This is a genomic window from Dactylosporangium sp. NPDC051087, from assembly GCF_055586325.1.
Genome location: NZ_JBVJIJ010000003.1, coordinates 389,364 through 413,035, shown reverse-complemented (window position 1 = coordinate 413,035; position 23,672 = coordinate 389,364). Strand labels below are relative to the sequence as shown.

The 23,672-nt window shown below is 73.0% G+C and carries 24 protein-coding genes and 1 pseudogene; 10 read left to right on the top strand and 15 right to left on the bottom strand.

The genetic code is table 11. From position 1 onward, the window contains the following. The 3 genes and pseudogenes from ACZ6TV_RS08450 to ACZ6TV_RS08440 all read right to left on the bottom strand — a co-directional run. Positions 1-1,040 (bottom strand): annotated as a pseudogene (locus ACZ6TV_RS08450) (OmpL47-type beta-barrel domain-containing protein); the annotation flags it as partial. Between the two features lie 80 nt (positions 1,041-1,120). Beyond that, the gene (locus ACZ6TV_RS08445) at positions 1,121-5,053 is read right to left on the bottom strand and encodes a ThuA domain-containing protein (RefSeq protein WP_465296513.1); all 3,933 of its coding nucleotides are present in this window, start codon (positions 5,051-5,053) and stop codon (positions 1,121-1,123) included. Positions 5,054-5,073: 20 nt separating this feature from the next. Beyond that, positions 5,074-6,108, bottom strand: a complete 1,035-nt coding sequence (locus ACZ6TV_RS08440; RefSeq protein ID WP_465296512.1) for a multicopper oxidase domain-containing protein — start codon at positions 6,106-6,108, stop codon at positions 5,074-5,076. A gap of 350 nt (positions 6,109-6,458) precedes the next feature. Between ACZ6TV_RS08440 and ACZ6TV_RS08435 the strand changes: the two genes are divergently transcribed. Then, positions 6,459-7,517, top strand: a complete 1,059-nt coding sequence (locus ACZ6TV_RS08435) for a hypothetical protein (protein ID WP_465296511.1) — start codon at positions 6,459-6,461, stop codon at positions 7,515-7,517. Between the two features lie 75 nt (positions 7,518-7,592). Here ACZ6TV_RS08435 and ACZ6TV_RS08430 read toward each other — a convergent pair whose 3' ends face one another. Both ACZ6TV_RS08430 and ACZ6TV_RS08425 read right to left on the bottom strand, forming a co-directional pair. Beyond that, a complete protein-coding gene (locus ACZ6TV_RS08430) occupies positions 7,593-8,852 on the bottom strand; it encodes a Dyp-type peroxidase (protein ID WP_465296510.1) in 1,260 nt (419 codons plus the stop codon). 1 nt (position 8,853) lies between these two features. Beyond that, positions 8,854-9,357, bottom strand: coding sequence for a copper chaperone PCu(A)C (locus ACZ6TV_RS08425; protein WP_465296509.1), 504 nt, complete (start codon positions 9,355-9,357; stop codon positions 8,854-8,856). A 128-nt stretch (positions 9,358-9,485) separates the two neighbouring features. Between ACZ6TV_RS08425 and ACZ6TV_RS08420 the strand changes: the two genes are divergently transcribed. Continuing rightward, complete coding sequence (locus tag ACZ6TV_RS08420; protein WP_465296508.1) at positions 9,486-10,067, top strand: copper resistance CopC family protein; 582 nt, start codon at positions 9,486-9,488, stop codon at positions 10,065-10,067. A gap of 99 nt (positions 10,068-10,166) precedes the next feature. Beyond that, a complete protein-coding gene (locus tag ACZ6TV_RS08415) occupies positions 10,167-10,565 on the top strand; it encodes a cupredoxin domain-containing protein (protein WP_465296507.1) in 399 nt (132 codons plus the stop codon). Between the two features lie 59 nt (positions 10,566-10,624). On the opposite strand, the gene ACZ6TV_RS08410 is transcribed toward ACZ6TV_RS08415, so the two are convergent. Next, the gene (locus ACZ6TV_RS08410) at positions 10,625-10,747 is read right to left on the bottom strand and encodes a hypothetical protein (protein ID WP_354783286.1); all 123 of its coding nucleotides are present in this window, start codon (positions 10,745-10,747) and stop codon (positions 10,625-10,627) included. 133 nt (positions 10,748-10,880) lie between these two features. On the opposite strand from ACZ6TV_RS08410, the gene ACZ6TV_RS08405 reads away from it, so the two are divergent. Then, on the top strand, positions 10,881-11,435 hold the full coding sequence (locus ACZ6TV_RS08405) for a TIGR03086 family metal-binding protein (RefSeq protein ID WP_465296506.1): 555 nt from the start codon (positions 10,881-10,883) through the stop codon (positions 11,433-11,435). 52 nt (positions 11,436-11,487) lie between these two features. Here the strand turns inward: ACZ6TV_RS08405 and ACZ6TV_RS08400 are convergent, their stop codons facing one another. After that, a complete protein-coding gene (locus ACZ6TV_RS08400; protein WP_465296505.1) occupies positions 11,488-12,462 on the bottom strand; it encodes an ArsR/SmtB family transcription factor in 975 nt (324 codons plus the stop codon). Between the two features lie 65 nt (positions 12,463-12,527). Between ACZ6TV_RS08400 and ACZ6TV_RS08395 the strand changes: the two genes are divergently transcribed. Beyond that, on the top strand, positions 12,528-14,135 hold the full coding sequence (locus ACZ6TV_RS08395) for an MFS transporter (protein ID WP_465296504.1): 1,608 nt from the start codon (positions 12,528-12,530) through the stop codon (positions 14,133-14,135). Here the strand turns inward: ACZ6TV_RS08395 and ACZ6TV_RS08390 are convergent. The 3 genes from ACZ6TV_RS08390 to ACZ6TV_RS08380 are packed head-to-tail and all read right to left on the bottom strand — an operon-like array spanning position 14,047 to position 15,522. Next, entirely contained in the window at positions 14,047-14,430 is a 384-nt protein-coding gene (locus ACZ6TV_RS08390; RefSeq protein ID WP_465296503.1) for a hypothetical protein, read from the bottom strand. The two genes, ACZ6TV_RS08395 and ACZ6TV_RS08390, sit on opposite strands and share 89 nt — an antisense overlap. A gap of 15 nt (positions 14,431-14,445) precedes the next feature. Beyond that, positions 14,446-14,973 (bottom strand): GNAT family N-acetyltransferase, encoded by a 528-nt coding sequence (locus ACZ6TV_RS08385; protein WP_465296502.1) that lies wholly within the window; start codon positions 14,971-14,973, stop codon positions 14,446-14,448. 51 nt (positions 14,974-15,024) lie between these two features. Then, complete coding sequence (locus tag ACZ6TV_RS08380) at positions 15,025-15,522, bottom strand: hypothetical protein (RefSeq protein ID WP_465296501.1); 498 nt, start codon at positions 15,520-15,522, stop codon at positions 15,025-15,027. 441 nt (positions 15,523-15,963) lie between these two features. Between ACZ6TV_RS08380 and ACZ6TV_RS08375 the strand changes: the two genes are divergently transcribed. The 4 genes from ACZ6TV_RS08375 to ACZ6TV_RS08360 all read left to right on the top strand — a co-directional run bounded on the left by ACZ6TV_RS08375 (position 15,964) and on the right by ACZ6TV_RS08360 (position 17,930). Then, positions 15,964-16,410 (top strand): Hsp20/alpha crystallin family protein, encoded by a 447-nt coding sequence (locus ACZ6TV_RS08375; protein ID WP_465296500.1) that lies wholly within the window; start codon positions 15,964-15,966, stop codon positions 16,408-16,410. A 44-nt stretch (positions 16,411-16,454) separates the two neighbouring features. Further along, positions 16,455-16,673, top strand: a complete 219-nt coding sequence (locus tag ACZ6TV_RS08370) for a hypothetical protein (RefSeq protein ID WP_465296499.1) — start codon at positions 16,455-16,457, stop codon at positions 16,671-16,673. 358 nt (positions 16,674-17,031) lie between these two features. After that, entirely contained in the window at positions 17,032-17,550 is a 519-nt protein-coding gene (locus ACZ6TV_RS08365; protein WP_465296498.1) for a peptidoglycan-binding domain-containing protein, read from the top strand. Positions 17,551-17,588: 38 nt separating this feature from the next. Further along, positions 17,589-17,930, top strand: a complete 342-nt coding sequence (locus tag ACZ6TV_RS08360; RefSeq protein WP_465296497.1) for a hypothetical protein — start codon at positions 17,589-17,591, stop codon at positions 17,928-17,930. 56 nt (positions 17,931-17,986) lie between these two features. Here the strand turns inward: ACZ6TV_RS08360 and ACZ6TV_RS08355 are convergent, their stop codons facing one another. The 3 genes from ACZ6TV_RS08355 to ACZ6TV_RS08345 are packed head-to-tail and all read right to left on the bottom strand — an operon-like array spanning position 17,987 to position 19,806. Beyond that, the gene (locus tag ACZ6TV_RS08355) at positions 17,987-18,574 is read right to left on the bottom strand and encodes a GOLPH3/VPS74 family protein (RefSeq protein ID WP_465296593.1); all 588 of its coding nucleotides are present in this window, start codon (positions 18,572-18,574) and stop codon (positions 17,987-17,989) included. A 39-nt stretch (positions 18,575-18,613) separates the two neighbouring features. Continuing rightward, complete coding sequence (locus ACZ6TV_RS08350; RefSeq protein WP_465296496.1) at positions 18,614-19,009, bottom strand: GntR family transcriptional regulator; 396 nt, start codon at positions 19,007-19,009, stop codon at positions 18,614-18,616. Between the two features lie 5 nt (positions 19,010-19,014). Beyond that, a complete protein-coding gene (locus ACZ6TV_RS08345; RefSeq protein ID WP_465296495.1) occupies positions 19,015-19,806 on the bottom strand; it encodes a hypothetical protein in 792 nt (263 codons plus the stop codon). Positions 19,807-19,905: 99 nt separating this feature from the next. Here ACZ6TV_RS08345 and ACZ6TV_RS08340 point away from each other — a divergent pair, with 99 nt between their 5' ends. After that, on the top strand, positions 19,906-21,426 hold the full coding sequence (locus ACZ6TV_RS08340) for a hypothetical protein (protein ID WP_465296494.1): 1,521 nt from the start codon (positions 19,906-19,908) through the stop codon (positions 21,424-21,426). Here the strand turns inward: ACZ6TV_RS08340 and ACZ6TV_RS08335 are convergent. Then, positions 21,417-22,562 carry a DUF1996 domain-containing protein gene (locus ACZ6TV_RS08335; protein ID WP_465296493.1) on the bottom strand — a complete coding sequence of 382 codons (1,146 nt, stop codon included), beginning with the start codon at positions 22,560-22,562 and terminating at the stop codon, positions 21,417-21,419. The genes ACZ6TV_RS08340 and ACZ6TV_RS08335 overlap by 10 nt on opposite strands. Positions 22,563-22,864: 302 nt before the next feature. Continuing rightward, on the bottom strand, positions 22,865-23,551 hold the full coding sequence (locus ACZ6TV_RS08330) for a GntR family transcriptional regulator (protein WP_465296492.1): 687 nt from the start codon (positions 23,549-23,551) through the stop codon (positions 22,865-22,867). Between the last annotated feature and the right edge of the window lie 121 nt (positions 23,552-23,672).

Below are 23,672 nucleotides of genomic sequence, written 5' to 3'. Positions count from 1 at the left end.
ACCGGCGCCGAGTACACCACCCACGCACCACCGTCGGTCTGCGTCTCGACCCGCGCCACCCCCGAGCCGGCATCCGTCGCCGTGACCGTCACCGTGGCCGAGCCGACATAGCTGCCGGCGCCGTCACGGGTACCGGTCACCGCGGCGGTGACCGTCGGCGGGGTGGTGTCCTGCACCGGCGGCGCGACCACGGTGAACGAGGCCATGCCCTCGGCGGAGGTGTTCCCGGCGACGTCGGTGGCCCGGTAGTGCACCATGTGCGCACCGACCGCCGAGACGACGACCGGCGCCGAGTACACCACCCACGCACCACCGTCGGTCTGCGTCTCGACCCGCGCCACCCCCGAGCCGGCATCCGTCGCCGTGACCGTCACCGTAGCCGAGCCGACATAGCTGCCGGCGCCGTCACGGGTACCGGTCACCGCGGCCGTGACCGTCGGCGGGGTGGTGTCCACCGGGCCGGGGTCGGTGACGCTGAACGCCACCGACCCGGTCGCCGACGTGTTGCCCGCGACGTCCGTCGCCCGGTACTGCACCGAGTGGTCACCGGCCGCGGTCACCACCACCGGGGCGGTGTACGGCTCGAAGCCGGTGTCGTCGAGCTGGTACTCCACCGACGCCACCCCGGAGCCGGTGTCGGTCGCGGTGATCGTGACGGTCTTGGCCGTGGCGCCGGTGACGGTCGCGGTGACCGTCGGCGGGGTGGTGTCCCCGCCGCCGCCGTCGGTGACCACGAACTCGCCGACCATCAGGCTGTGGCCCGGGATCGTGCAGAAGTAGCGGTACCGGCCGGGCGTCAGCGTCACGGACAGCTCGTGCCGCCCGTTGCTGGCGTCGAACGGGTTGGCGAGGATGTTGACGTCGACGTCGTGGTTGTAGCCCGGCGTCGACGTGTCGAAGGTGAGCGTGTGCGGCATCCCGGTGGTGTTGCCGGTCGCCTCGCTGTTCTCGAACACGATGGTGGCCGCCCCGGCGACGGCCCGTGTCGGCGCCGTCTGGTAGCCGGTGATCGCGCCGCTGGTCGTCCACGTCAGCACCTGGTCGGCGGCGAAGGCCGTGGACGGGGGCGCGACCAGGACCGCGGCCAGCAGGGTGAGGGCCAGCAGGGCCCGGCGGAGGATCACAGCGACCTCACCCGCAGGTTGCGGAAGTCCATGACGTCGCTCGTGCCGTGGTTCTGCAGGCCGAGGAAGCCGCTGGTGAACTGCCGCAGGTCGGTGGACGGGTCGCCGGCCCGCGAGGACTGCTTGCCGGGCGTGTTGTCGAATTCGTTGATGACCACACCGTTCCTCGAGATCGTGTAGTGCTGTCCGACGACGCGGACCTCGTAGTCGTTCCACACGCCCTTGGCGGTGGCACCGGCGCCGCTCATCGGCACCGGGTCGAAGTTGTAGATGGAGCCGGTCTTCTGCGGTTCGCCGGTGTCGCCGTCGTACAGCTGGATCTCGTGCCCGCAGTAGATGGCGACCCAGGCCGGTGACGTGCGTGCCGACCCGACGGTCCCGCAGCTGCCGGCGGGCCGCTGCTCCAGCGGCGTCCGCGGGTCGGGGAAGCGGGCGAAGACGCCGCTGTTGGCCCGGCTCGTGCCCGTCGCCATGTCGCGGAACTGGAGCTTGAGCGAGAAGTCGCCGAACGGGCGGGCGCCGTACCAGAGCATCCCGAGACCGCCGTCGGAGCGCAGCGTCCCGTCGGGCTGGAGCACGAACTGCCCGGACGGTGCCTGCACCCAGGCCCGCAACGACTCCGGGGTGCCGTCGAAGATCGGTTCGTAACCGGTGACGCCGGTCCGTCCGATCGGTGACGCTGCGGCGGTACGGGTGAGCGTCCCGGCCTCCCGGGCGGTCAGCACCCGGTCGGCGACGAGCCGGTCGGCGACGGCGGAGACGTGCCGCACGAAGCTGTCGTGCTCGGCCCAGGTGCTCTCGTCGTCGATGAGGTCGTTGACGGTGCAGTGCCCGCCGGCGACCTTGTTCGCGACGCCGGTGTCGGTGTCGCCGACGTGGACCGTGGCACGGCTGTCCGGCACGGCGCAGTCGACCTCGACGGTGGTGCGGACCTCGGCCGTCGTGCCGTCGGCGTACGTGACGGTCAGCCGCGCGGTGTAGGAGCCGGTCCGGGCGTAGACGTGCCGCGGGTCGGCCTCGGTGGACGTGCCGCCGTCGCCGAAGTCCCAGCGCCACGAGACACCGCCGGAACGGGAGCCGTTGAACGCGTACGTGAGCGGCTTGTTCTGCACCGCCACCGCGGTCGCCGCCGGCACCGGGGTCGCCGGGCCGCCCTGGTACGCCACCCGGATGAGCTTCTGGTTGGCGTGCAGGGTGAAGAAGCCGCCGCCGTAGTCGAGCAGGTAGAGCGCACCGTCCGCACCGAACTTGGCGTCCATCCACGACTGCAGGCGGTTGTCGCCGCTGCCGGACGGGATGATCGCCCGCAGCGACTCGGCGAACACCGGCGGCGCGGCCGTGGGCACCCCGGCGGGGTCGACGGTCACGGCGATGCGGTTGCTGGCGTTGGACTCGTCGCCGATGAACCACTTGCCGTCCCAGTACGCCGGCCATGCCACGCCGCTGCTCGTGTTGACCAGCTCGCGGTGGTAGGACGGGCCGGACATGACGGCCTGCCCGCCGCCGCGCAGGTACGGCTGCGTGTAGGTGGCGTCGGCGGCGACGTAGGTGGGGATGCCGCTGCCGTCGGCGCGCGCCGGGAACACCGGGCCGCCGCCGTCCGGCGAGTACCAGATCATGTTGTTCTTCACCGGCGGCAGGTCCACCAGGCCGGTGTTGCGCGGCGAGGTGTTCTTCGGGTTGGCGCAGTCGTACCAGCCCGTCAGCACCGACGCGTCGGTGTTGCTGCGGTCGCGGTACGGCTGCCGGTTGCCCATGCAGTAGGGCCAGCCGTGGTTGCCGGCCTCGGTGATGACGGTCGCGGTCTCGTACTTCGCGGGCCCGAGCGTCGGGCTCGGCGACGCCGCGTCCGGGCCGACCCACGCCGCGGTCAGCCAGTTGCGGACCGGGTCCCACTGCAGCCGGGAGATGTTGCGCACGCCCATCACGTAGATCTCCGGGCGGGTCTTGTCGGTGCCCGGCGCGAACAGGTTCCCGGCCGGGATCGTGTACGTGCCTGCCGGCTCCGGGTGGATGCGCAGGATCTTGCCGTTGAGGTCGTTCGTGTTGCCGGCGGTGCGCCGCGCGTCCTGGAACGAGGTGCCCGCGAACTCGGCGGTCCAGTTGTTGCCGGAGTAGCCGCTGGAGCCCTCGGAGGAGTTGCTGTCGCCGGACCCGACGTACAGGTTGCCGGCCTCGTCGAAGGCCATCCCGCCGCCGGCGTGGCAGCAGCTGTGGATCTGCACCGGCCACTGGATCAGGTCCTTGCGGGTGGCCTGGTCGATGCTCTGCGCGGCCTTGTCGTAGGTGAACCGGGAGATGGTCCGCTGGCCGATCCGGGTGTCCCGGTTGATCGACGCGTGCGGCATCCAGTACACGTACAGCCAGCCGTTCTGCGCGAAGCCGGGGTCGGCGACGACGCCGAGGAGCCCTTCCTCGTTCTTCACCAGTTCCGAGCCGCTGCCCCGGTTGCCCATCACCGGCAGGGTGGTGAGGAGCTTGACGGTCTTCGCCGCCGGGTCGTAGCGGTGGATGGTGCCGCAGCCGAGCCCGACGTTCGGGTTGGCCCAGTCGACGACCGGGCCGCTCGGGCAGGCGGCCTTGCCGACGTAGAAGATCGACCCGTCGGGTGCGACGGTGAGGCCGTGCGCCTCGCCGATCTGGTCGAGCTGGCCGGTCTGGTTGGCGGCGGTGAGCCGCTCGACGCGGTAGTTCGCGGCGATCGTGGCCTGGCAGTCGCCGCGCACGATGCCGGTCGTCCAGCGGAGCGCGCCGCCGAGGTGGGCGCGGAAGTCCCGCTCGTCGTAGCTGCCCTCGGTGTGGCCCATGCCGGTGTAGAAGGACCGGCCGCCGTCGTAGTCGCGGCACCACGACACCGGGTGGAACGGGCCGTTGGCACCGGAACCGGCGTCGTGCTTCCACTCCTCGACCTGCGCGACGGTGTGCACGGTGCCGACCGGGTTCGGGTCCCAGTTGTACCAGCGGTCGGAGCGGGTCAGTTTGAGCGGCAGCGTCGCGGTCGACGGGTGCTGCCGGTCGAGGACGTCGACGACGCCCTGCTGCACCGCCGGCGGGGCGGGCGGCTCGGCGTCGCCGGCGAACAGGCGCAGGTCGGCGAGCTGGATGAGCGGCTCGCCGCTGTTGGCGGTGATGTTCAGCCGGTACCGCGGGTACACGGTCGTGTTGGCGACGTCGAACCTGCGCGTCTGGAGGCGTTCGCCGAACGTCTGCCCGGTGCGCCGGTCGAGGTCGACCCAGGTCGTGCCGTCGGTGGAGCCCTGCAGCGTCCAGTCCTTCGGGTCGCGGCCGGGGAAGTCGTTGGCCGACGTCAGCGCGTAGCCGTTCACCGCCGCGGGGGTGGTCAGCTGGTACCCCACCCAGCCGGTCGTGGCGAACGTCAGCCACTTGGTGCCGGAGTTGCCGTCGGTGAGCTTCTCCTTCGTCTCGTTGGGCGGGTTCTCGGCGCTGGCGGTCACCGCGCTCACCGGCAGCGCGTTGGGGATCGCGCCGACCGGGCGGGTGCCGATGAGTCCGGTGAACCAGGTCGAGTCCGGCTGGGCCTTGGCGGCGTCGCCGATGCCGAGGAAGCCGCCGCCGGCCTTGACGTAGGCCTGCAGTGCCGTCTCCTGGTCGCGGTTGAGCACGGCGCCGGTGGCGGACAGGAAGACGATGCCGCGGTATTTGAGGAGGTTGGCGGCGGTGAAGACGGCGGGGTCGGACGAGGCGGTCACCGTGATGCCGCCGTCCTGGGCGACCTCGGTGATCTCGGCGGCGGCGCGGGCGACGGGGTCCTGCTGCTCGGCGGCCGGGCCGTGGAAGAGCAGGACGTCGACGTTCTGCGGTGCGGCGGCCGGGGCCGCGGCGGCGGCGGTGGACGCGAGCGGGACTGTCTGCAACAAGGTCAGCGCGACGGCGGCGGCGAGCGGGCGCCGCCAGGTTTTGAACCTCATGAGGCTCCTTCGTCGGTGGGTCAGCCGCCGTGCACGTGGACGTGCGGCTGGGCAGCAGCGGCGGCGGGGTTGTGCACGTGGCCGTGGAAGCGGTCGATGGCCTCCTGGGCGCCGGCAGGCATGCTGCCGTCGGCGTTGCGCACCAGGAACAGGCCTGCCATCCCCATGTCGGAGTGGGACTGGACGTGGCAGTGGTACATCCAGGCGCCCGGGCCGACGGCCTCGCCGGCGAGCACCTGGAAACCGAACGAGCTGCCCGGGTTGAGGTCCTTGTTGTCGATGACGAGGCTCGGGTCGGCGGGACCTTCGAGCATCCCGGTGCGGTTGTCCGCCCACCGGTGGGCGTGCAGGTGGAACGTGTGGAAGAGGTTGCCGTGGCCGATGGCGGTCCACTCGACGCGCTGCCCGAGATTGGCCTCGAACATCGGCGTGTCCGGGGCCACCTTGTTGTTGATCATCATCTCGTTGAAGACGACGGTGAACTGCTTGTCCGGCAGGATGTCGCCGCGCCGGCGGACGGTCAGCGCCCCGTAGAGCCCGCGGGCGACGCCGCCGGTGCCGTGGTCGGTGCCCATCGCGTGGTCGTGGTAGTGCCAGTAGCCGGCGCTGCCGGGCATGTACCGCCGGCCGGCCGCGGCGGTCATCTCGTGCGACCGCCACGTGTAGGTCCTGGTCTCGCCGGGGTTGTTGAACGAGTTGTGCAGCGGGCTGCCGTCGGACTCGGTGCTGTAGTCGACGCCGTGCGGATGGATCGACAGCCGCTGGTTGGTGGTGTTGACGAGCGTGACCTCGAGGGTGTCACCCTCGTACATCTCCAGCGTGGGCCCGGGGACGGTGGCCTGGCCGGGTGCGAGGCCGTAGCCGTACAGGTTGCCGGGCAGCGCCTCGGCGTAGATCGTCACGCGGCGGGTCGCCCCCACCGCCAGCACCGGGTGGTAGGCCTGCCGCGACGACCGGGCGGCGCCCGGCGTGAACGCGGTGCCGAGGCCGGCCGCCGACGCCGCTAAGGCGCCTCCCACCAGCATCGACCTGCGCGACGTGAGTCGGCGGAACATCCATCCCCCTTCGGTCTCGCGCGCGGGGCAGGATTGTTCGCACCGCGACCGGAAAGGGCGGTGGCAGGCTTACGGCTTCCCCGTCGCGCCGGGCAATCGATCCACTTTCGTCGATCTCCAGCCAACTTATGCACGGACCGAACAAAAGTAAAGACTTGTATCCGTAAAGGTGGCGCTCTATGAGCAGAAGCCCACTGTAGGACACGAACCGGACATTGAGATATGCAAAATCTTGCTCAGTTCCACCACCGTGCGGGAGCGGGGCGGCCGGCGGCAAAGATGACCTAAACCGCGGAGACGGTCGCGTGCGTCTACCGGGGAGATGTGCCGGCACGAGGGAGACGACGCGGATGTCAGCTGATGTGACGGGGCGGCGCCGCCGTGCCCTGGTGGCCGCCGGAGCGCTGGCGGTGGTGGCGATCGCCGGCGCCGCCTGCCAGGCACCCCAGGATCCGGTTCCGGACCCGTCGAAAGCGCCGCGGACGGTGGCGCCGAGCGGGTGCACGCCCTCGCCGCTGCCGATGACGGCGGACATCGGCGACCTGGACCGGGCCGTCGTCGACCCGGCGGGACGGCATCTGGTGGCGCGGCGCTACGACCGCGGGCAGTCGCTGCCGGCAATGCTGTGGCTCGACCGGGGGCAGCCGCGACAGCTACCGGTCGACGCCGAGTTCCAGCCGTCCGGCATCAACGCCGCCGGGGTGGTCGTCGGGTGGCTGCGCGGGCCCGCCGGCCGCGAGCAGGCCGTCCTCGTGCGCGACGGCGTGGTGACCGCACTGCCGAAGCCGGAGTCCGCGACGGCGACGGTCGCCGACGGGATCAACACACGGGGTGACGTCGTCGGCACGGCCACGTTCGCGGACCGCAGCACCCGGGCGGTCCTGTGGCGGGCCGGGGCGGCGGCTCCGACGCTGCTGACCGTCGGCGACCGCTGGACCAGCGCGGTCGGTATCAACGACGACGGGGTCGTGGCCGGCAACGCCGGACAGGTCCGGCACGGGTTCTTCTGGCTGCCGGACGGCACCGCGAAGCCGCTGACCGTCCCCGCCGGGTTCCTGGTCGCCGAGGCGGCGGTGTTCACCGGCGACTGGGTGGCCGGCCCGGTGACGGCCGAGCTCACCGAGGACGGCACGACCTCCATGCCCGACGACGACGCGCGGTGGAACCTGCGCACCGGCGCCGTCGAGCGGCTGACCGGCCTCGACGGCGTGATGTCGATCGGCGCGTCGGGCGTGGTCGCCGGCGCGCAAGACGGCACCGGCTGGCCGGCGGTCTGGCGCGACGGCGCGGTGTTTCCGCTGCCGGACATCAGATCCGACTCCGCCTGGGTTTCCTGGGTCGGCCCGGACGGCCGCTCGATGATCGGGGCCGGTATCACCGCCAAGCTGCTGGCCTGGGAAGGCTGCTGATCCTCCGCCCCGGCGGAGGACCGGCGGAGGACCGGCGGAGGACCGGCGGAGGACCGGCGGAGGACCGGCTGGGGATCAGGCGCGGCCGAGGAGGGTCTGACCGACCCAGCCGCCGGGCTCGCAGCCCGGCGGCACCGCGAAGACCGCGGAGCCGATCGGGGTCACCCATTCGTTGAGCAGGTCGGCCTCCGCGAGGTTGCGCTGGATCGGCAGGAACTGGTTGCCGACGTCGCGCTGGAACGAGGCGAAGATCAGCCCGCAGTCGGCGGTGCCGTCGGCGCCCGGCGGCTCGTCGTAGTTGTACGGCCGGCGGAAGATCCGCTGCCGGTCGCCGGTCACGTGCGCGCGGGCGACGTGCGAGAACTCGGAGATCACGGTCAGCCCGAGGTGGTTCTTGGCCGTGAAGTCCGGAGGGTCCTGCTCGTGCCGGCCGGTCAGCGGCGCGCCGTCGGACAGCCGGCGGCCGACCGCGAACTCCTTGCCTGCGGTGTCGGCGGCGTCCCACGACTCCAGCTCCGCCCGGATCCGGCGCAGCACGACGGTCGTGCCGCCGTGCAGCCACGCCGGGCCGCCGTCGGCGGCCGAGCACCAGACCGCGCCGGCGAACACGTCGGTGCCGGGCGCCGGGTTGCCGGTGCCGTCGAGCTGGCCGAGGACGTTGCGCTGGGTGACGCCGTCGTCCTGCATGGCGTGCGCCCGGCGGAAGCCGCGCTGCACCCACCGCACGGTGGCGAACGAGCGGCTGTCCTTGACCAGCATCCGCTGGGCGTGCGCGACGGTCAGCGGGTCGTCGGCGCAGATCTGCAGCAGCAGGTCCCCGCCGCTCCACCGGTCCTGCAGCTTGTCGATCTTGAACGCGGGGAGCTGCTGCAGGCTCGCCGGCCGCTGGTCGGCGAGCCCGGCCACGTCGAACAGGCGCGGGCCGAAGCCGAACGTGACGGTGAGCCGGGCCGGCACCTGGGCGAGCTCCGGCTGGCCGTCGGCGAGCGGCGCACGGCCCTGGGTGAGGCGGGCCGCGTCGTCGGACAGCAGCAGCATCAGCCGGCGCAGCGCGGCCCGGTCGACACCCGCGGCCAGGTCCAGCGCGACGAACACGCCGTGTGCCTGCGCTGGGGTCGCGACCCCCGCCTGGTGCGGACCGTGAAAGGGCACCATCTGCCCGCCGTAACGCACGTCCTTCGGCGGCGGGGCGGTGCTCGTGCCGTCGCCGCCGACGAGCACGGCGGCACCGACGGCGACCGCTCCGGCCGTCGCCGCGGCGGTCACGGCGCCGCCGGTCAGCAGCGCACGCCTGCTGACCTGGCCGGCGCCGGGCGCTGGTAAGTGCTCGCTCATGTCAGCCCATGCCGGGCATGTAGGACTCGTTGCCGGCGGCGAAGTCCTTGCCGATCGCGGTGAACGACACCGTCCCGCCATCCTGCAGGGTGAGGGTGAAGCTCACCTGGTCACCGGCCTTCACCTCGGTCGTCACGTCCATCAGCATCAGGTGGTCACCGCCGGGCTTGAACTCGTGGCTGCCGTTGGCGGGGATGACGAACCCGCCGTCCTTCGGTCGCATCGCCATCATCCCGTCGACGGTGGTCGTCTCGTGCAGCTCCATCTTGGCCGACGCGGTGGAGGTGGCCGACACCACGACGACATCCTTGCCGGTCGGATTGAGCACCGTGCCGTACGCCGCGGACATCCCGGACTTCGCCGTCTTCACCCACGGGTCCTTCACCATGATCGTGGCCTGGCCCGGGTCCGCCCCGGCGACCGGCGCCGCCCCGGTGCCGCAGGCGGTCAGGGTGAGCACGAGCAGCGCGCCGGCGGCGAGCAGTCCACGGTTGCGCAACGACATCAGCGATCCTTCACGTCAACGGGTGATCCTTCCACGAGTTGGTCGGGCCCGCCGCTCGGAAAGTTCCCGGCGACCCCCTACCGGACCCCGTGCGACGGTTCGGTGGGCGCAGGGTCCAGGATTGGCGTATGCGACTGCACGTGACGCTCCGCGCGAGCCTGGCCGCCGCCGCCACGACGGCGTTGTTGATGCTGCTGACCCCGGCGCCGGCCTGGGCGCACACCACCCTCGTCAAGAGCGACCCGGCCAAGGGCGCCACGGTCACCGCGCCGCTGACGGCGGTGACGCTGACGTTCACGGAGATGGTGAAGCAGCAGTTCAGCACGATCGTGGTCACCGGCGCGGACGGTGTCTCCTACAGCGACGGGGCACCGAAGTCGGTCGACAAGACCCTCAGCCAGCCGGTGAAGGCGCTGCCACCGGGGCCGGTCACGGTCGTCTGGCGGACCGCCGCCGGCGACGGGCACCCGCTCGAAGGCCAGTTCACGTTCACCAACGCGGCACCCGCCCCGTCGCCGTCCGCCTCGCCGTCACCCTCGCCCTCGCCCGCCGCCTCGTCGGCCACCGCCGCCGCGCCGACCGTGGCGACGGACCCGGCGTCGAGCGACAGCGGCTCCGACGCCGGGCTGTGGTGGGCGGCGCTCGGCGGGCTCGCGGTGCTGCTGGTCCTCGGCGGCATCGTCATGCGGACCCGGCGCCGGCGCAACTGACCCTCGCGGTGGACCCGGGCGGGCCGCTACGCTGAGGCCCGTTCACCTCCGGCGCGGCGGCCGGGGCGCCCTTGCCGTGCTCCCGTTGAAGGATCCGCCGTGACCACCACCGCCACCCCCGCCCGGTCCCGTGACACCGTCTACCGGATCATGGCCGTCGCCGTCCTCGTCGTCGCCGGGATCGTCGTCACGCTGCTGTACCGCGGCAGCTCCGCCGATCCGGGCACCGCGCCGCAGGACCGGTCGATCAGCGTCACCATCACCGGCGGCCGGGCCGAGCCGCCCGTCGGGCGCGTCGAGGTCGGCAAGGGCAGCACCATCCGGCTGACCGTCACCTCCGACGCGCCGGACGAGCTGCACGTCCACGGCTACGACCGGCGCGCCGTCCTCGAGCCGGGCCGCCCGGCGACGCTGGAGTTCCGCGCCGACACGACCGGCATGTTCGAGATCGAGACGCACAACGGGCACCTGCTGCTCGTCCAGCTGGTGGTCCGCTGACCGCGTTCGCCGTTTTCGCCGTCGGGCCTGCTCAGCGGGTGAGCAGGTAGATCACGACCTCAGCGGGTGAGCAGGTAGATCACGACGAAGATGACCACCGCGATGGCGATGATCGCCCCGGCGCCCACGGGTCCCCGGCGGCCACGTGGGGGCCGTGCGTAATGTCCTCTGACCCAGGGCATGGCTGCTCCTCCGATACATGCGGTCCGACAATATTTGTCTGCGTGCATGGTTTCCCCGCGCCCGGATCCTCAAACGGTTCACGTTCCGGTCAACGGGCCACCACCGGCCGTCGACAGGCGTTAGCGTGACCGGATGAGTGCAGCGGAAGAACACCGGAGCATCGCCGGCAGGTTCACCGAGCTGGTCCGTGGCGTGCCGGCCGGCGGCTGGGACAACCCGGCGCCGTGCGAGGGCTGGGTGGCCCGCGACGTCGTCGGGCATCTCGTCGAGTGGTTCCCCGGCTTCCTGCGCGCCGGCGCCGGCATCGACCTGCCGCAGGGCCCGAAGGTCGCCGACGACCCGGTCGCCGCCTGGCAGGTGCACAACGACGGCGTCCAGGCTGTCCTCGACGACCCGTCCTGCGCCGGCCGCGTCCTGTCCAACCCGCACATCGGCGACCTCCCGCTCGACGCGGCGATCAGCCAGTTCTACACCGCCGACGTCTTCATGCACACGTGGGACCTGGCCCGCGCCACCGGCCAGGACGAGCGCCTCGACCAGGACCGCTGCGCGGCGATGCTCGAGGGGATGCTGCCGATGGAGGACGCGATGCGCGGCAGCGGCCACTACGGCGCACGCGTCGAGGTCCCCGCCGACGCCGACGCCCAGACCCGGCTGCTCGCCTTCATCGGCCGCGACCCGAGCTAAGGCGTGTCTGGTCATCGGGGCCGCAGCCCGGCATCCACTGACTAAACACGCCTTAGCCCCCGGTCAGCGCGTCGCCGAGCGGGGTGCGGCGGTACAGCACGGACCGCCCCGACCGGGCCCGCTCGACGAGGCCGGAGCGGTGCAGGACCGCGAGGTGGTCGCCGACGGCGCCGGTCGCCATGCCGTACGCGCGGGCGAGCTGACTCGTGCTGGCCGGGTCGGCGAGGGTCGCCAGCAGCAGCGCCCGGGACCGGCCGAGCAGCGCCGACAGGTGCGCCGGCGCCTCCGGCGGGCCGTGCTCCAGCAGCGTGCCGACGCCGCGCGCCGGGTAGACGATCGCCTTGGGCCACGGGTCGTCGGAGTACACGGCGATGTCCGGCCACACGAACACCGACGGGACCAGCAGAAGACCTTCCCCGGCGAGCGCGGTCTCGCGGCGGGCACGGACGCGCACGTCGATGCCGCCGTCGCGCCACTGGACCTTCGGGTGCAGACCGGCGAGAGCGGCGGCCCAGCCGGCCCGGCCGAGCTCGCCGACGCGGTGCACGACGTCGCGCTCGCACAGCAGCCGCAGCCGCGGCCAGTCGTCGGCGAGCAGCGCCTCCCACGCGGCGGCCAGCAGGCCGGCGAGCCGGTCGACGGCGTCCGGCCCGGTCAGCACCGCCCTCGCCGCGTCGGACACGTCACGGCGGCCCCGCAGGTAGAAGGCGATCTCGTCCCGCACCCCGGCGGCAGGAGCGGCGCGCATGGCCGCGAGGTCGTCGTCGATGCCCTGCCCCAGGTCGCGCGGCGGCGGCGAGAAGAACGTGGCACCCGACCCGGGCAGGTGCAGCGCCAGGACCGCCTCCAGGGCCGGGTCCTGCCGCAGCGGCGCGAACCGTGGCCGCAGCCGCGCCAGCCACGCCTCCGGCACGCCCTGCCGATGCGGGCTGCTCAGCGCGCGGAGCAGATGGTGCAGCTCGAACACCGGCGACAGGGCGAACCGGGTGCGCAGCAGGTCCTCGGCCCCGACCACGAACCGCAGCATCCCTCGACCTTACGCCCTGTGGCGAATCATTCGTGGCCGCCGGCGCGCACCCGCAGGCTCGTGGCATGACCGTCGTCGACCGCCCGGCCACCTACCGCGAGGTGTTCGCGGAGCCGTCGTTCCGCGCCCTGTTCGTCGCGCGGACCCTGGCGATCGGCGCGAACTCGCTGCAGATCTTCGCGCTGTCCGTCCTCGTCTACGCGGGCACCGGGTCGCCGCTGCTGAGCGCGCTCGCGTTCGGTGCCGGGTTCCTGCCGCAGGTCGTCGGCGGGCTGCTGCTCGGCGCCCTGACCGACCGCCTCCGGCCGCGGCCGCTCATCGTCGCGGGTTACGCGGTGGAGGCGTTGCTCGCGGCGGCGCTGGGACTGCTCGACCTGCCCGTCGCGGTGAGCCTGACCCTGGTCGCGGTGATCGCCTGCGGTACGCCGGTGTTCGCCGGCTCGGCCGCCCGGGTCATCGCCGAACGGCTCACCGGCGACGCCTACGTCCTCGGCCGTTCGGTGTCGAACATGTCCTCGTCCGCCGCGCAGCTGCTCGGCCTGGCCGGGGGCGGGATCGCCGTGGCCGCCGCGGGTCCGCGCCCGGCGCTGCTGTTCGCCGCCGCCTGCCACGTCGCCGCCGCCGTCGCGGTCCGCTACGGCCTGCCTTCCACCGCCCGTCCGTCTGCCGCCGGCTCTTCCGCCGCCGCTCCGGCCGCCGCCGCTTCAACCCTTGGTGGAGCGGCCAGCATCGCTGATCCGGCTGTCGCGGACCCGTCCGCCGCCGCTCCAACCGCGGCCGCTTCAACCGTCGGCGGCTCGTCCGCGGCTGCTCCAACCGCCGCCGCTTCAACCGTCGGCGGCCCGTCCGCGGCCGCTTCAACCGTCGGCGGCTCGTCCGCGGCTGCTCCGGCCGCCGCCGCTTCAACCGTCGTTGGCTCGTCCGCGGTCACCGGTCCGGGCAGCGGTCCGGGCAGCGGTCCGGGCAGCGGTCCGGGCAGCGCTGCCGGCGCCGGCGTCGCGCCGGCTCGCGGTGGTGCGGTGCGCGACAGCCTGGCCGGTGCGGGTGCGCTGCTCGGGGACCGCACGGTCCGGCGGCTCCTGCTCGCGCAGTGGCTGCCGTCGGCGTTCGTCGCGAGCGGTGAGGCGCTCCTCGTCGCGTACGCCGGCAGCCGCGGCCTCCCGCCCGGCACCGGCGCGGTCCTCATGGCCGCACCCGCCGTCGGCATGCTGCTCGGCAACTTCGTCGCCGGCCGGTTCCTGCGGCCGAGCCTGCGGGAGCGGCTGTCCGCGCCGTTCCTCGTCGTCCTCGGCGGGCCGCTCGTCGCCGTCCTGGCCGCACCGCCACTGCCGGTCCTCGTCGGGCTGCTCGTCGTGGCCGGCACCGGCTTCGCCTACGGCCTCGGCCTGCAGCGTGCCTTCCTCGAAGCCGCCCCGCAGGACCGCCGCGGCCAGCTCTTCGCCCTGCTCTCCACCGGCATGATGGCCCTGCAGGGCGTCGGGCCGCTCGTGTTCGGCGCCGTCGCGGAGCTGACCTCACCGGCGGTGGCCATCGCGTTCGCCGGTGCCGCCACGGTACTGGTGGCGCCGCTGATCCGGGCCGCCCTCACCCGTCCCGGTCGGCGGGCAGCGCGAACACGTCCCCGGTCCGCAGGCAGTCCCACCCGGCCCGCAACGGATCCGGCTCGTCGATGACCGCCTGACCCCGGGACCCGCCGGCCGCCAACCCGTCGGCCGCGTAGCCGTCGAGCCGGGCCCCGAGCGCGTCACCGGTGAGACCGATCTGCTCCAGGACCGCGAACAACGCGTCCGCGGCACAGGTGACCACGAGCTCCGCCTGCTCCGGCGTCTCCCCCGGATGCAGCTCGCAGTGGATGCGCCGGGCCGCGGCCAGCAGCCGGTCCGCGTCGGTCACCGTGAAGTCGTACCGCAGCCGCACCGACAACCGCATCCCGTCGCGCAGCGGGTCGTCGCCGACGATGTCGCCCATCTCTGTCGTCGTCTCCTATCCGGCGAAGCGGTACACGTTGGAGTCACGGGCCTTGAAGCCGAGCCGCTCATACAGCCGGTTCGCGGCGACCCGGTCAGGGCGGGACGTCAGGTCGACGGTCCGCGCGCCTTCCGCGTGCGCGAGCCGCACGGCTTCCCGGGTCAGCGCCGCCCCGGCACCGTGCCCCCGGGCCGCCTCGTCGACGACCACGTCCTCGATCCTCGCCCGCAGCCCGGTCGGCACCGGAAACAGGACCAGCGTCAGCACCCCGACGACCCTGCCGCCGGCCCGCGCCGCCAGCACCCGGTTGCCCGGCCACGCCAGGACCGCCTCCAGCGCCGCGGCGTCCAGCGGCGCCGCGGACCGCGACAGCTGCGGCATCAGCCGCCCGAACGCCGCGACGACCTCGTCCGTGGCACTGCCGACCCGCTCGACCACAACGTCCATCCCAGCACTGTGCCACGCCTGCCGACCACCCCGCGGTCCCGTTGCCCGCCTGCCCCGCGCCCGCCTGGCCAGGGTGGGACGGGCGTGCAGCGTCACACCTCGTAGACCGTCCTAGGACACTAGCCAACGACGCTGGGCCGGGAACGTTCAGCCTCGGTCGCGGTCCCGCTGGGTCCGGCGCAGGACGGCGTCGGTGCTGGCGGTGACCTCGTCGACCTGACCGGCCAGGGCCGGATGCTCGTCGAGGTGTCGGCGGGTGGCGGCGAGGAGCGCGGGCAGGGCGGTGGCGTCGGCGTCGGCGAGGGCCCGGTGGAGCCGGTCAAGGTCCGCGGCCGATCCGGCGGGCGCGTCCCGCAGTCCCGCGACCTGCCCGGCAAGGCGGCGCAGGTCGGCGGTGTGGTCGGCACTCCACTGGGCCACGGCGCGGACCCCCGCTCGGTGGTCACGCTCGGCCCGGACCCTGTCCTCACGGGTGCCGCCGCCGGTGACCGACGCGGCACGCAGATACCGCCGCTCCGCCGCCTGCCTGCTCGCCACTCCGAGGGCGGGCGCGATGGCCTGCCAGCTCACGCCGGCGCCCCTGGCCGCGGCGATCAGCACCGGCTCCGCCTCGGCGAGCCGCTCCTGCACCCACCGCAGCAGCACCAGCGCCTCGAGAACGGCGGCCGGGTCGACCGGCGCGGCTTCACCGGACCGACCTTGCGCACCGCCGCGCCCACCGACCCCTGCACCCGCACCATCTCCGGAACTCGTCGTTGCCCCTGCGCCTGCCCCCGCGCCCGACTCAGCCCTCGCACCGGTCCCTGCCCCCGCGCCCGCTCCCATCTCCGGCCGCTCCTCCAGCCGATCCTCCGTGGCGGTGTCCGCTCCGGGAGCAGCAATGGTCGAGACGCGTTCGGTCATCGCGGCGACGACGGCGACCGCCGCGGTCAGCGCCGTCTTCTGGCTGGTCATCGGGCTGATCCGCTTCTCTCGGCAAGGATTGTCATCAGTTCGTTGACATCTGACTTGTCATCGAACCGATGACGTGTTACAAACAATGTATCGCGCATTGACCGATCAGTCGAGACCCAGGAGGTGGCCCCAATGTTGATGCGCAGCGAACCCTTCACCGAGGTCAACCGGCTCGCCCAGCAGCTGTTCGGCGCCCCGTCGACCGGCACGTGGTCCAGGCCGACGACCATGCCGGCCGATGCGTACCGCAACGGCGACGAGTTCGTGATCGTGTTCGACCTGCCCGGCGTGGACAAGGACGCGATCGACATCGACGTCGAGCGCAACGTGCTGACCGTCCGCGCGGAGCGGCGCCCCGTCGACCTCGGCGACCAGGCCCAGGCGACCCTGACTGAGCGGCCGCTCGGCGTCTTCTCCCGGCAGATGTTCCTCGGCGACGCCCTCGATACGGACCGCATCGACGCCACGTATCACAACGGCGTCCTCGCCCTGCGTATCCCGATCGCCGAGAAGGCCAAGCCCCGCAAGATCACGGTGGGCGGTCACTCCGAACGGGAGCAGAAGGTCCTCGACAACTGACCCGCACAGCGGGGACAGCGGGGACACAGAGGTGGTGATCCGCGATGCACACCGGGCTCTCCCCGGAGTGGGACCGGGGATTCGACGAGGCGTTCACCGACCTCGTCAGCCATGACGACGACCTCGTCCGCGCCGAGTTCACCAGTCTGACCCGCGCGACGTGGCCGACCGGCCCGGTTTGGCCCCCGGCGGGCGTCCGAGCCCTCCGGACCCTCGCAAGGGGACACAGCGGCCGCAAGGGGCACGACGGCTCCGACATCTGAACGGCATTCGAAACACACGCGCATCGGCGGCCTGACACAGCGGTCAGGCCGCCGAACGCCGTTCACCGGGTCCCGTCCGGGCATCCTTGCCGGACAACTTCGCGACCTCCCCGGACAACCCGTCGAGCGGTTGCCCGGCTCGTGCCATGGGCGTGACGCTCCTCCCCCCGCACCGGCATCAGCGCGTGCCGTGGCGTTTGTCCGGTGTTGTTTGTCCGGACGCGGCCGCCCCTGTCGGACATCCTCCGCGGCGCCGATCGTGAACCCGCCGGACGATCTCGGTCGCCGGCGACGGTCGTGCCCTGTGCTACGGGGGAGCGCAGGGCATCCGATACGTCCCCCGGGAACGGAGCACCTCATGCAAGGCAGGTTCACAGGGGCCGCCACGCGCACGGCGGTCGTGCTGGCCACGGTGCTGGGCATCGCTCTCGGCACGCCGGGTGCCGCGTCGGCCCACGTCGTCACCGGCGGCTGGAGCGACAACGATCAACTGTGCCAGGTCAGTTCATGCGTCAACACCGGCAACCTCGTGCGGCTGTGGCAGTCGATGCTGTGGGTCGAGAACCTGTACAGCGACATCGACGGGCAGTTCGGTCCGAACACCGCAAGCGCGACCGTCCGCTGGCAGCGGCTCTACAACTCGCGCGAGGACCCGAACATCGACACCGACGGCTGGGTCGGCACGCAGACGTGGCGCGCCGCCGAGCGCACGGGGCTGTACCACTGGTACGACCAGGGCTCCTACGAGTACTACTCGTACCTCGGCTACGGCACGCCGGCGCGCGCGTTCAACATGCGCAAACACATGACGACCGGGGTCTGGTCGTTCCAGCACCCGCTCACGAACGTCTGGCTCGACACGAGCCACGGCAGCTGACCCCGCACCGTTCAACCCTGACGAAAGGAATCGACATCATGCTGAAGCGCGCCATCACAGCGACGACGGTCGCACTGTTGCTCACCGGGGCGGCGCTCGCCGTGCCCGCCCCCGCCCTCGCCGGGGTGGACCCGTGCGGGGTCAACGTGAGCTACGAGGGCTGGGTGGAGTCCGCCGACAAGACCAGGGCCCGCAAGTGGCACTGGTTCTACTACAACTGCGGCGCGGGCTCGGTCCGCCGCTACGTCGACATGAACGACTCCGACAGCCCCTGCTACACGATCGCCGGGCGCGGCTACTCGCCCACCCTCACCAAGGTCGAGATCGTGAAGCCCGACGGCAAGGTCATCAACCGCTACCTGACCACGAAGACCTGCTGAACGGCGACAGGGCCGGCCGGTGCGTGCCGGCCGGCCCTGTCCGCGGCCGGCAACGGCTACATCTCGCCGGTCGCGGCTGCCTGGATCGATCTGATCAGGGCGGGGCCGATCGGTCCGCTCAGGTTGGTGAGCTCCTGGATGCGCTGTTTGCCGGCGCGTCTGGTCGCACGGTCGAGGACGAGCGTGAGACCGCCGGCGGCGACGATGGCCACGAGTGCGGCGTCGGCGGGGTCGAGGTCGCCGATGGGATCGTGCAGGGCGGTGCGGACCCGGTCGAGGAGCTCGTCGCGGACGCGGGGGTCGCGGGTGGTCACCTTGGTGGTGGGGAACAGTCCGAGCATTCTGTGCGGCCGGAGGTGGACCCAGCCGCCGTCGTCGAGCTGCTGGCGCACCGCCCTGAAGGTGGTGCCCTGCCGGCGGCCGATCCAGGACTGCCAGCTGTGCGGCCTGGAGCCGGCGATCTCGTCGAGGACCTCGGCGAGGACAGGATCGCGGCAGGGGTCCCGGACGTCGACTGCGGCGCGGCCGCGTTCGTCGGTGAGGTGGCCGGCCCGGTGCAGGTCGGCGAGGGCCGCGGCGCGGAGCATGGCGCCCAGGTGGGTGCCCACGCCGACCCTGCCGTTGCCCGGATCGCAGGCCAGCAGGAAGATGCGCGCTGGGGAAGGCTGCCGGGCACGGCCACGTCATGCCTCCTTCGGGTCGCGGGTGTCGGTGGACACCGCGATGCCGCTGGTCAGCGCTGCTCTGACGATGCGGATGGCCTCGTTGGTGTCGATGCCGACGCTGGCGATGACGGCGGCGTATTCAGCGGCGGCGCGACTGGCCCGCTCGCGTCCCTGCTCGCCGGCCGTGGACACGAACGAGCCGGCTGATCCGCGGGTCTCGATCAGCCCCGCCTCCTCCAGCTCGCGGAAGGCCCGGCCGACGGTGTTGACGGCCAGGCCGAGGTCCGCGGCCAGCCGGCGGATCGTCGGCAGCCGGGTGCCCACGGCGAGGGTGTGGTCCTGGATCTGCCGGGCGAGCTGCGCGCGCAGCTGCTCGAACGGCGGCACGGGCGAGGCCGCGTCGATGACGATCATCCGGGTCACGATGCGCTCATGACGTGCCGTGCCACCATCGCGGTCCGCTCGGTCCGCGACTCGATCAGGGCCTGCGCGCCGACGCCCAGGAGGATGAAGACGATCCAGGCGGCGTTCCACCAGCCGAATGCGGTGCTGAACACCGACACCACCGGCAGCGACCACACCGACCACACCGCCATCGGCACAGCGCCGACCCGGGCGTCGTCGACCCGCATCACGACGTCGACGGTCAGCGACACCTCGTCGTCGGCCACGGCCGGGTGCGTCAGCACGTGGCGCAGCTGGACGACAGCGCCGGTCGCGAGCCCGCACAGCCCGATGAGCAGGATGACCGCCGCATAGCCCGCGGTGGGGTCGTCCAGGGTCAGGGCGCCGATCGCCAGCGCCACCGCGCCCGCGAACGTGGTGGCCGCGAGCGCGGCGCGCGGCCAGCCGAGCACGGTGCGCCAGCCGAGCCGGACCGGGTAGGCCGCCCGGCGCGGCAACGCCGCACCGGCGCGCCGGTCGGCCCGCCGCACCCACCAGTCCAGCAGCGCCTGGGCCAGCACCAGCCCGGCCACCAGCGCCGTCAGCACCAGCAGCAGCCAGCGCCGGCGCCCGGACCCGTCGACCATGCCGCCGGTGTAGGTGAGGGCGACCGCGATGATGAACCCGGCCAGCAGGACGGCACCGGCCGTCCGGGCACGGCGCCGGACCGCCAGCCGCGCCGCCAGCAACGGTGTCGGCACGACGTCGGCCAGGCCGTGCCCGGCCAGCCACACGCCTGCCCGCTCCAGTTCCCCTGGACGCACCATGACGCCTCCGATGTCTCATGTCTTGTCTCAACATCCTGAGTCAAGATTTGCGACAAGTCAACCGCGGGCCCGGTCCCCGGCGGGGGTTAGGGTCGGGGCGTGGAGGCGGAACGGCTGTTCGAGGCGCTCCGGGACGAGGTGTGGGCGCACCGGCACTGGGACAGCGACTTCACGCCGTCGCCGCACGAGCCGGACGTGAAGGTGCGGGAGCTCGTCGATGGTGCGGGGGCGGCCGCGGTGCCGCTGCTGCTGGCGGCGGTGCGGGGCGACGACGGTGACCTGCGGTTCTGGGCGTGCGTCGGCCTGCGGCAGCTCGGTCCCGCGGCCGGCGGTGAGGCGGTCGCGGTGCTGGTCGAGCACGTCGGCGCGCGGCGCGATCCGCTGTGGGCGGCCGCGGTGGCGCTGGACGCCGTCGCGCCTGAGCGGGCGCGGGCGCTGGGCGTACACCGGTGGCCGGAGACGATGGAGCACCTGACCGACGCGTATCTGCGGCGGCAGGACGGCGCGATCGCCGGGCACGTCGAACGGTTCGTGCGGGAGGAGAGCGACGGGGACGTCGTGCGGTTCCTCGGTCAGCGGCGGCTGCGGGACATGCTGTGCCACGACGCGCCGCCGCGCCTCACCGACCTGCTACGGGGGCTGCTGCACGGGGACCGCGGCGCCGCGGTGCGACGGGCGGCGGCGGAGATCCTCGCGCTGTCCGCCGTCGACGCCGTCAGCGAGGAGCTCGTCGAGGCGCTGCGGCACGGCGGGCCCCTCGCGCCCGGGATCGTGGACCGGGTGGCGGCGCACCCGGCGAGCGAGCGGCTGGTGCCCCGGCTCGTCGAGCGGCCGGGAGCGGCCGACGCGCTGGCGGCGCTGATCACGCGGCGTCGGGCCGCCGGGTTGCGGACGGACCCGGCGCCGCTGCGCGAGTTCCTGCGCCTGTGCGTGGCCGAGCCGCGGGGCGGCGGGCCGTATCCGCGGTTCGGCACCGGTGCACCGGACGCGGTCGCCGGGCTGCGCGACGAGGCGTCGCTGGTACACCTGCTGCCGATGCTGCACGAGCGGCGGCTCGGTCCGTCGGAGCGGAACGCGGTGATCGGCGCGTTCGCGTCGTTCGGCGCGCGCGGGCGGGAGCTGCTGGAGCGGCACGGCGACGTGGAGCGGGTGCGGTGGGCCCTGGACGCGCTGCGCCGGTTTGCGCCGCGGCTCGACGACGCGGACGACGCGTTCCTGCGCGGCCGGATCGAGACGACGCTCGGCGGGGCGTTCGCCGCCTACGCCAGGGTCCTGCTGACGGAGCCGTCGGCGCACGCGGCGTTCCAGCTCGCGTGGATCGACCGGGCGTTCGGCGCACCTGTCACCGCCGCCCGCGTCGACTGGATCCGTGGCCTCGGGTTCGCCGACGGGGAACTGCTCGACCTGGTGGCCCGGCCGGTGGCGCGACCCTTGGAGGGCCTGCGGTTCCAGTGGGACTGCGGCGAGCGCACCATGCGGGACCGGGCCCGCGCGGACCGGGTCGCGGCCGCGGGGCTGCCGTCCCTGGCGAACGGCTGGTGCCGCGACGACGCCCTGCACCGCGCGGCGCTCGACCATCTCGGCCGGGTCCGCGGGGCCGTCGCGGGACCTCAGGTCTGATAACCGTTGTTGTCGCAGGTGCGACGCTGCTGGATGCAGTTCTTCGTGCGCTTGTTCATCGTCGCGGTGTCCCACATGACGAAGGCGTCGCCGTGCATCGAGGAGGCGCTCTTGCCCTCCTTGTCGGAGGACAGGTAGTAGCCCTGCTGGGTGCCTTTCGCGCCGTACTGGATGTCGAACGTGATCGCCGGGATCTTCACCGGGTGGCTGGCCGGGCAGGCGTTGCCGGAGCCGTACTTGACGTGGTCCTTGTGGTTGGGGCTGTCCAGGTGCTTGCCGTCCCAGCAGTCCGGGAACTGCATCATGAAGTGCAGGGTGGCGTCGCCGCCGCAGATGGGCCAGTTGCCGTTGGTGCTGCGGGCGACGCCGTCGAGGTCGCCGGGGCCGTAGAACGCGCAGTAGAACTGGCCGCTGGCGCCGCGCGGCGTCGGCTGCCGCTTCGTCGCGTCGCCGCTGATCATCCGCAGGCCGTTCGGCATCGGCATCTGGTTGGCCGAGCTGCTCATCAGCGAGCGGTAGTAGACCCGGAAACCGGTGGTCTCCACGGGTTTGCCGGTGCCGTTGTCGTACAGGGTCGGCACCCAGTACGCCGAATGGTCCAGCACCGGCTTGCACGTGGTGGCCGTGAACTTCGTCAGGTCCCCGGCCGTGGTGCTCGCCTTGACCGCCTTGTTCCCGACGAACGAGTGCATGTGCGACGAGCCGGGCAGGCCGGGGAAGACGATCGGGTCGTCGGCCAGGGAGTGGCTGTACTGGCAGTCCGCCCGGAACTCCGGCAGGTTGCCGACGCCGGCCGGGACGGGGTCGGCCTTCAGCGCCTGATACGCGTCGGCCTGCGCCTTCCACGCGCCGTCGACCGGGATCCAGCCGCCGGCGGGCGCCTTCGGCGGGGTGGCGGCGGCCGCGGCCGACGAGGGCGCCGCGGAGGCCGCGGAGGCCGAGCCCGTGGCGCCGGGCGCGCTGCCCAGCTCCGGCCGGGCCGCTTCCGGCGACGAATACGCCACCGGGTCGGACGGCGCGGCGCCGTCGGACCGGCCGGCCAGATAGGCGCCGGCCGCGACCACGACGACGACAACCCCGGCGGACGCGGCGATGAGACCTCGCGCGCGCCGGCTCAGCGGCTCACGGACCGGCAACTCGACTCCCCAGCAGGCACGGACGATCAACGCCGCCGTGATGCTAGGCGAAGCTCACCGCCGCCCGACAGGGATCTAAAGCAACCTTAATCCGCGACACGAAATTACCGCTGCTGCCGGGCCATCCACTGCCAGATGCCCGGCTCGTCGCGGGCGACGTAGATCCAGGACCAGTGAGATCCAGCCGGACGTTGCGGCCCCGGCTCACGATGTGGCCGAGCGTGCCGCCGCCGACCTGCCCCTCGCCGTGCCGCAGGCCATGTCCACCGCGCCAGACGTCCGGCCGCGGCCGTCGACCCCGGCTATCGGGCTTCCCGGAGTGCTTCGAGGCCGCCCTGTGAGTCCTCCAGGGCGATGCGCTCCGCGGCGGCCGAGTCGCCGGCGCGCAGGGCCCGGACGAGGGCGCGGTGGCTGGTGTACCGCGACAGCCCGAACGTCTCGTCCTCCGCGACCCGGCGCAGCAGCAGCTCGCGGCGCTCGGGGCGGGTGAAGACGCGGCTCTGGTCGAGCATCCGGATCAGCACCGGGTTGTGGGCGCACGCGTCGACGGTGTCGTTGAACTCCTGCATGGTGTCCAGCAGCGCGGTGAGGTGGCGGTCGGCGGGCCGGCCGTGCCGGCGCCGGTCCTTGAGCAGGATCAGCAGGTCGTCGGCGCGGTCGAGGACGGCGTCGAGGGCGTCGAGCTGAGCGGCGGTGGCGTGCCGCGCCGCGAACCGGGCGACGAGCCCGCGCAGCCCGACCTCCACCTCGGCGAGGTCGTCGACGGCGGCGTCGCGGATCGCGGCGACGAGCACCGTCCGCGGGCCGATGCGCTCGATGAGCCCGTCGAGCTCCAGCCGGCGCAGCGCCTCCCGGACCGGGGTGGGGCTGATCGCGAGCCGCTCGGCCATGCCGCGCTCGGTGACCTTCTCCCCCGCCGCGAGCTCGCCGGCGGCGATGGCGGCGCGGACGTGGCGATACGCCTGGTCGGCGAGCGTCTCGGCGGGCATGACCCGCACCCTACCCCATGCCATGGCGTAACCAGATGCAACCGTTGACGCTTTTGCTATAGCAAACTAGCGTGACGCCCCACACCCCCGAGCAGCTCCCCCGACACCCCGAGGAGGAAGG

Coding starts and splice junctions, on each gene's coding strand:
- ACZ6TV_RS08400 (WP_465296505.1), bottom strand. CDS start 12,462: ATGCTGCGGTTCGTGGTCGGGGCCGAGGACCTGCTGCGCACCCGGTTC.
- ACZ6TV_RS08360 (WP_465296497.1), top strand. CDS start 17,589: ATGCTGAAGCGCGCCATCACAGCGACGACGGTCGCACTGTTGCTCACC.
- ACZ6TV_RS08350 (WP_465296496.1), bottom strand. CDS start 19,009: ATGATCGTCATCGACGCGGCCTCGCCCGTGCCGCCGTTCGAGCAGCTG.
- ACZ6TV_RS08440 (WP_465296512.1), bottom strand. CDS start 6,108: ATGTTCCGCCGACTCACGTCGCGCAGGTCGATGCTGGTGGGAGGCGCC.
- ACZ6TV_RS08420 (WP_465296508.1), top strand. CDS start 9,486: ATGCGACTGCACGTGACGCTCCGCGCGAGCCTGGCCGCCGCCGCCACG.
- ACZ6TV_RS08430 (WP_465296510.1), bottom strand. CDS start 8,852: ATGAGCGAGCACTTACCAGCGCCCGGCGCCGGCCAGGTCAGCAGGCGT.
- ACZ6TV_RS08375 (WP_465296500.1), top strand. CDS start 15,964: ATGTTGATGCGCAGCGAACCCTTCACCGAGGTCAACCGGCTCGCCCAG.
- ACZ6TV_RS08370 (WP_465296499.1), top strand. CDS start 16,455: ATGCACACCGGGCTCTCCCCGGAGTGGGACCGGGGATTCGACGAGGCG.
- ACZ6TV_RS08425 (WP_465296509.1), bottom strand. CDS start 9,357: ATGTCGTTGCGCAACCGTGGACTGCTCGCCGCCGGCGCGCTGCTCGTG.
- ACZ6TV_RS08330 (WP_465296492.1), bottom strand. CDS start 23,551: ATGCCCGCCGAGACGCTCGCCGACCAGGCGTATCGCCACGTCCGCGCC.
- ACZ6TV_RS08435 (WP_465296511.1), top strand. CDS start 6,459: ATGTCAGCTGATGTGACGGGGCGGCGCCGCCGTGCCCTGGTGGCCGCC.
- ACZ6TV_RS08365 (WP_465296498.1), top strand. CDS start 17,032: ATGCAAGGCAGGTTCACAGGGGCCGCCACGCGCACGGCGGTCGTGCTG.
- ACZ6TV_RS08345 (WP_465296495.1), bottom strand. CDS start 19,806: ATGGTGCGTCCAGGGGAACTGGAGCGGGCAGGCGTGTGGCTGGCCGGG.
- ACZ6TV_RS08405 (WP_465296506.1), top strand. CDS start 10,881: ATGAGTGCAGCGGAAGAACACCGGAGCATCGCCGGCAGGTTCACCGAG.
- ACZ6TV_RS08395 (WP_465296504.1), top strand. CDS start 12,528: ATGACCGTCGTCGACCGCCCGGCCACCTACCGCGAGGTGTTCGCGGAG.
- ACZ6TV_RS08445 (WP_465296513.1), bottom strand. CDS start 5,053: ATGAGGTTCAAAACCTGGCGGCGCCCGCTCGCCGCCGCCGTCGCGCTG.
- ACZ6TV_RS08410 (WP_354783286.1), bottom strand. CDS start 10,747: ATGCCCTGGGTCAGAGGACATTACGCACGGCCCCCACGTGGCCGCCGG.
- ACZ6TV_RS08390 (WP_465296503.1), bottom strand. CDS start 14,430: ATGGGCGACATCGTCGGCGACGACCCGCTGCGCGACGGGATGCGGTTG.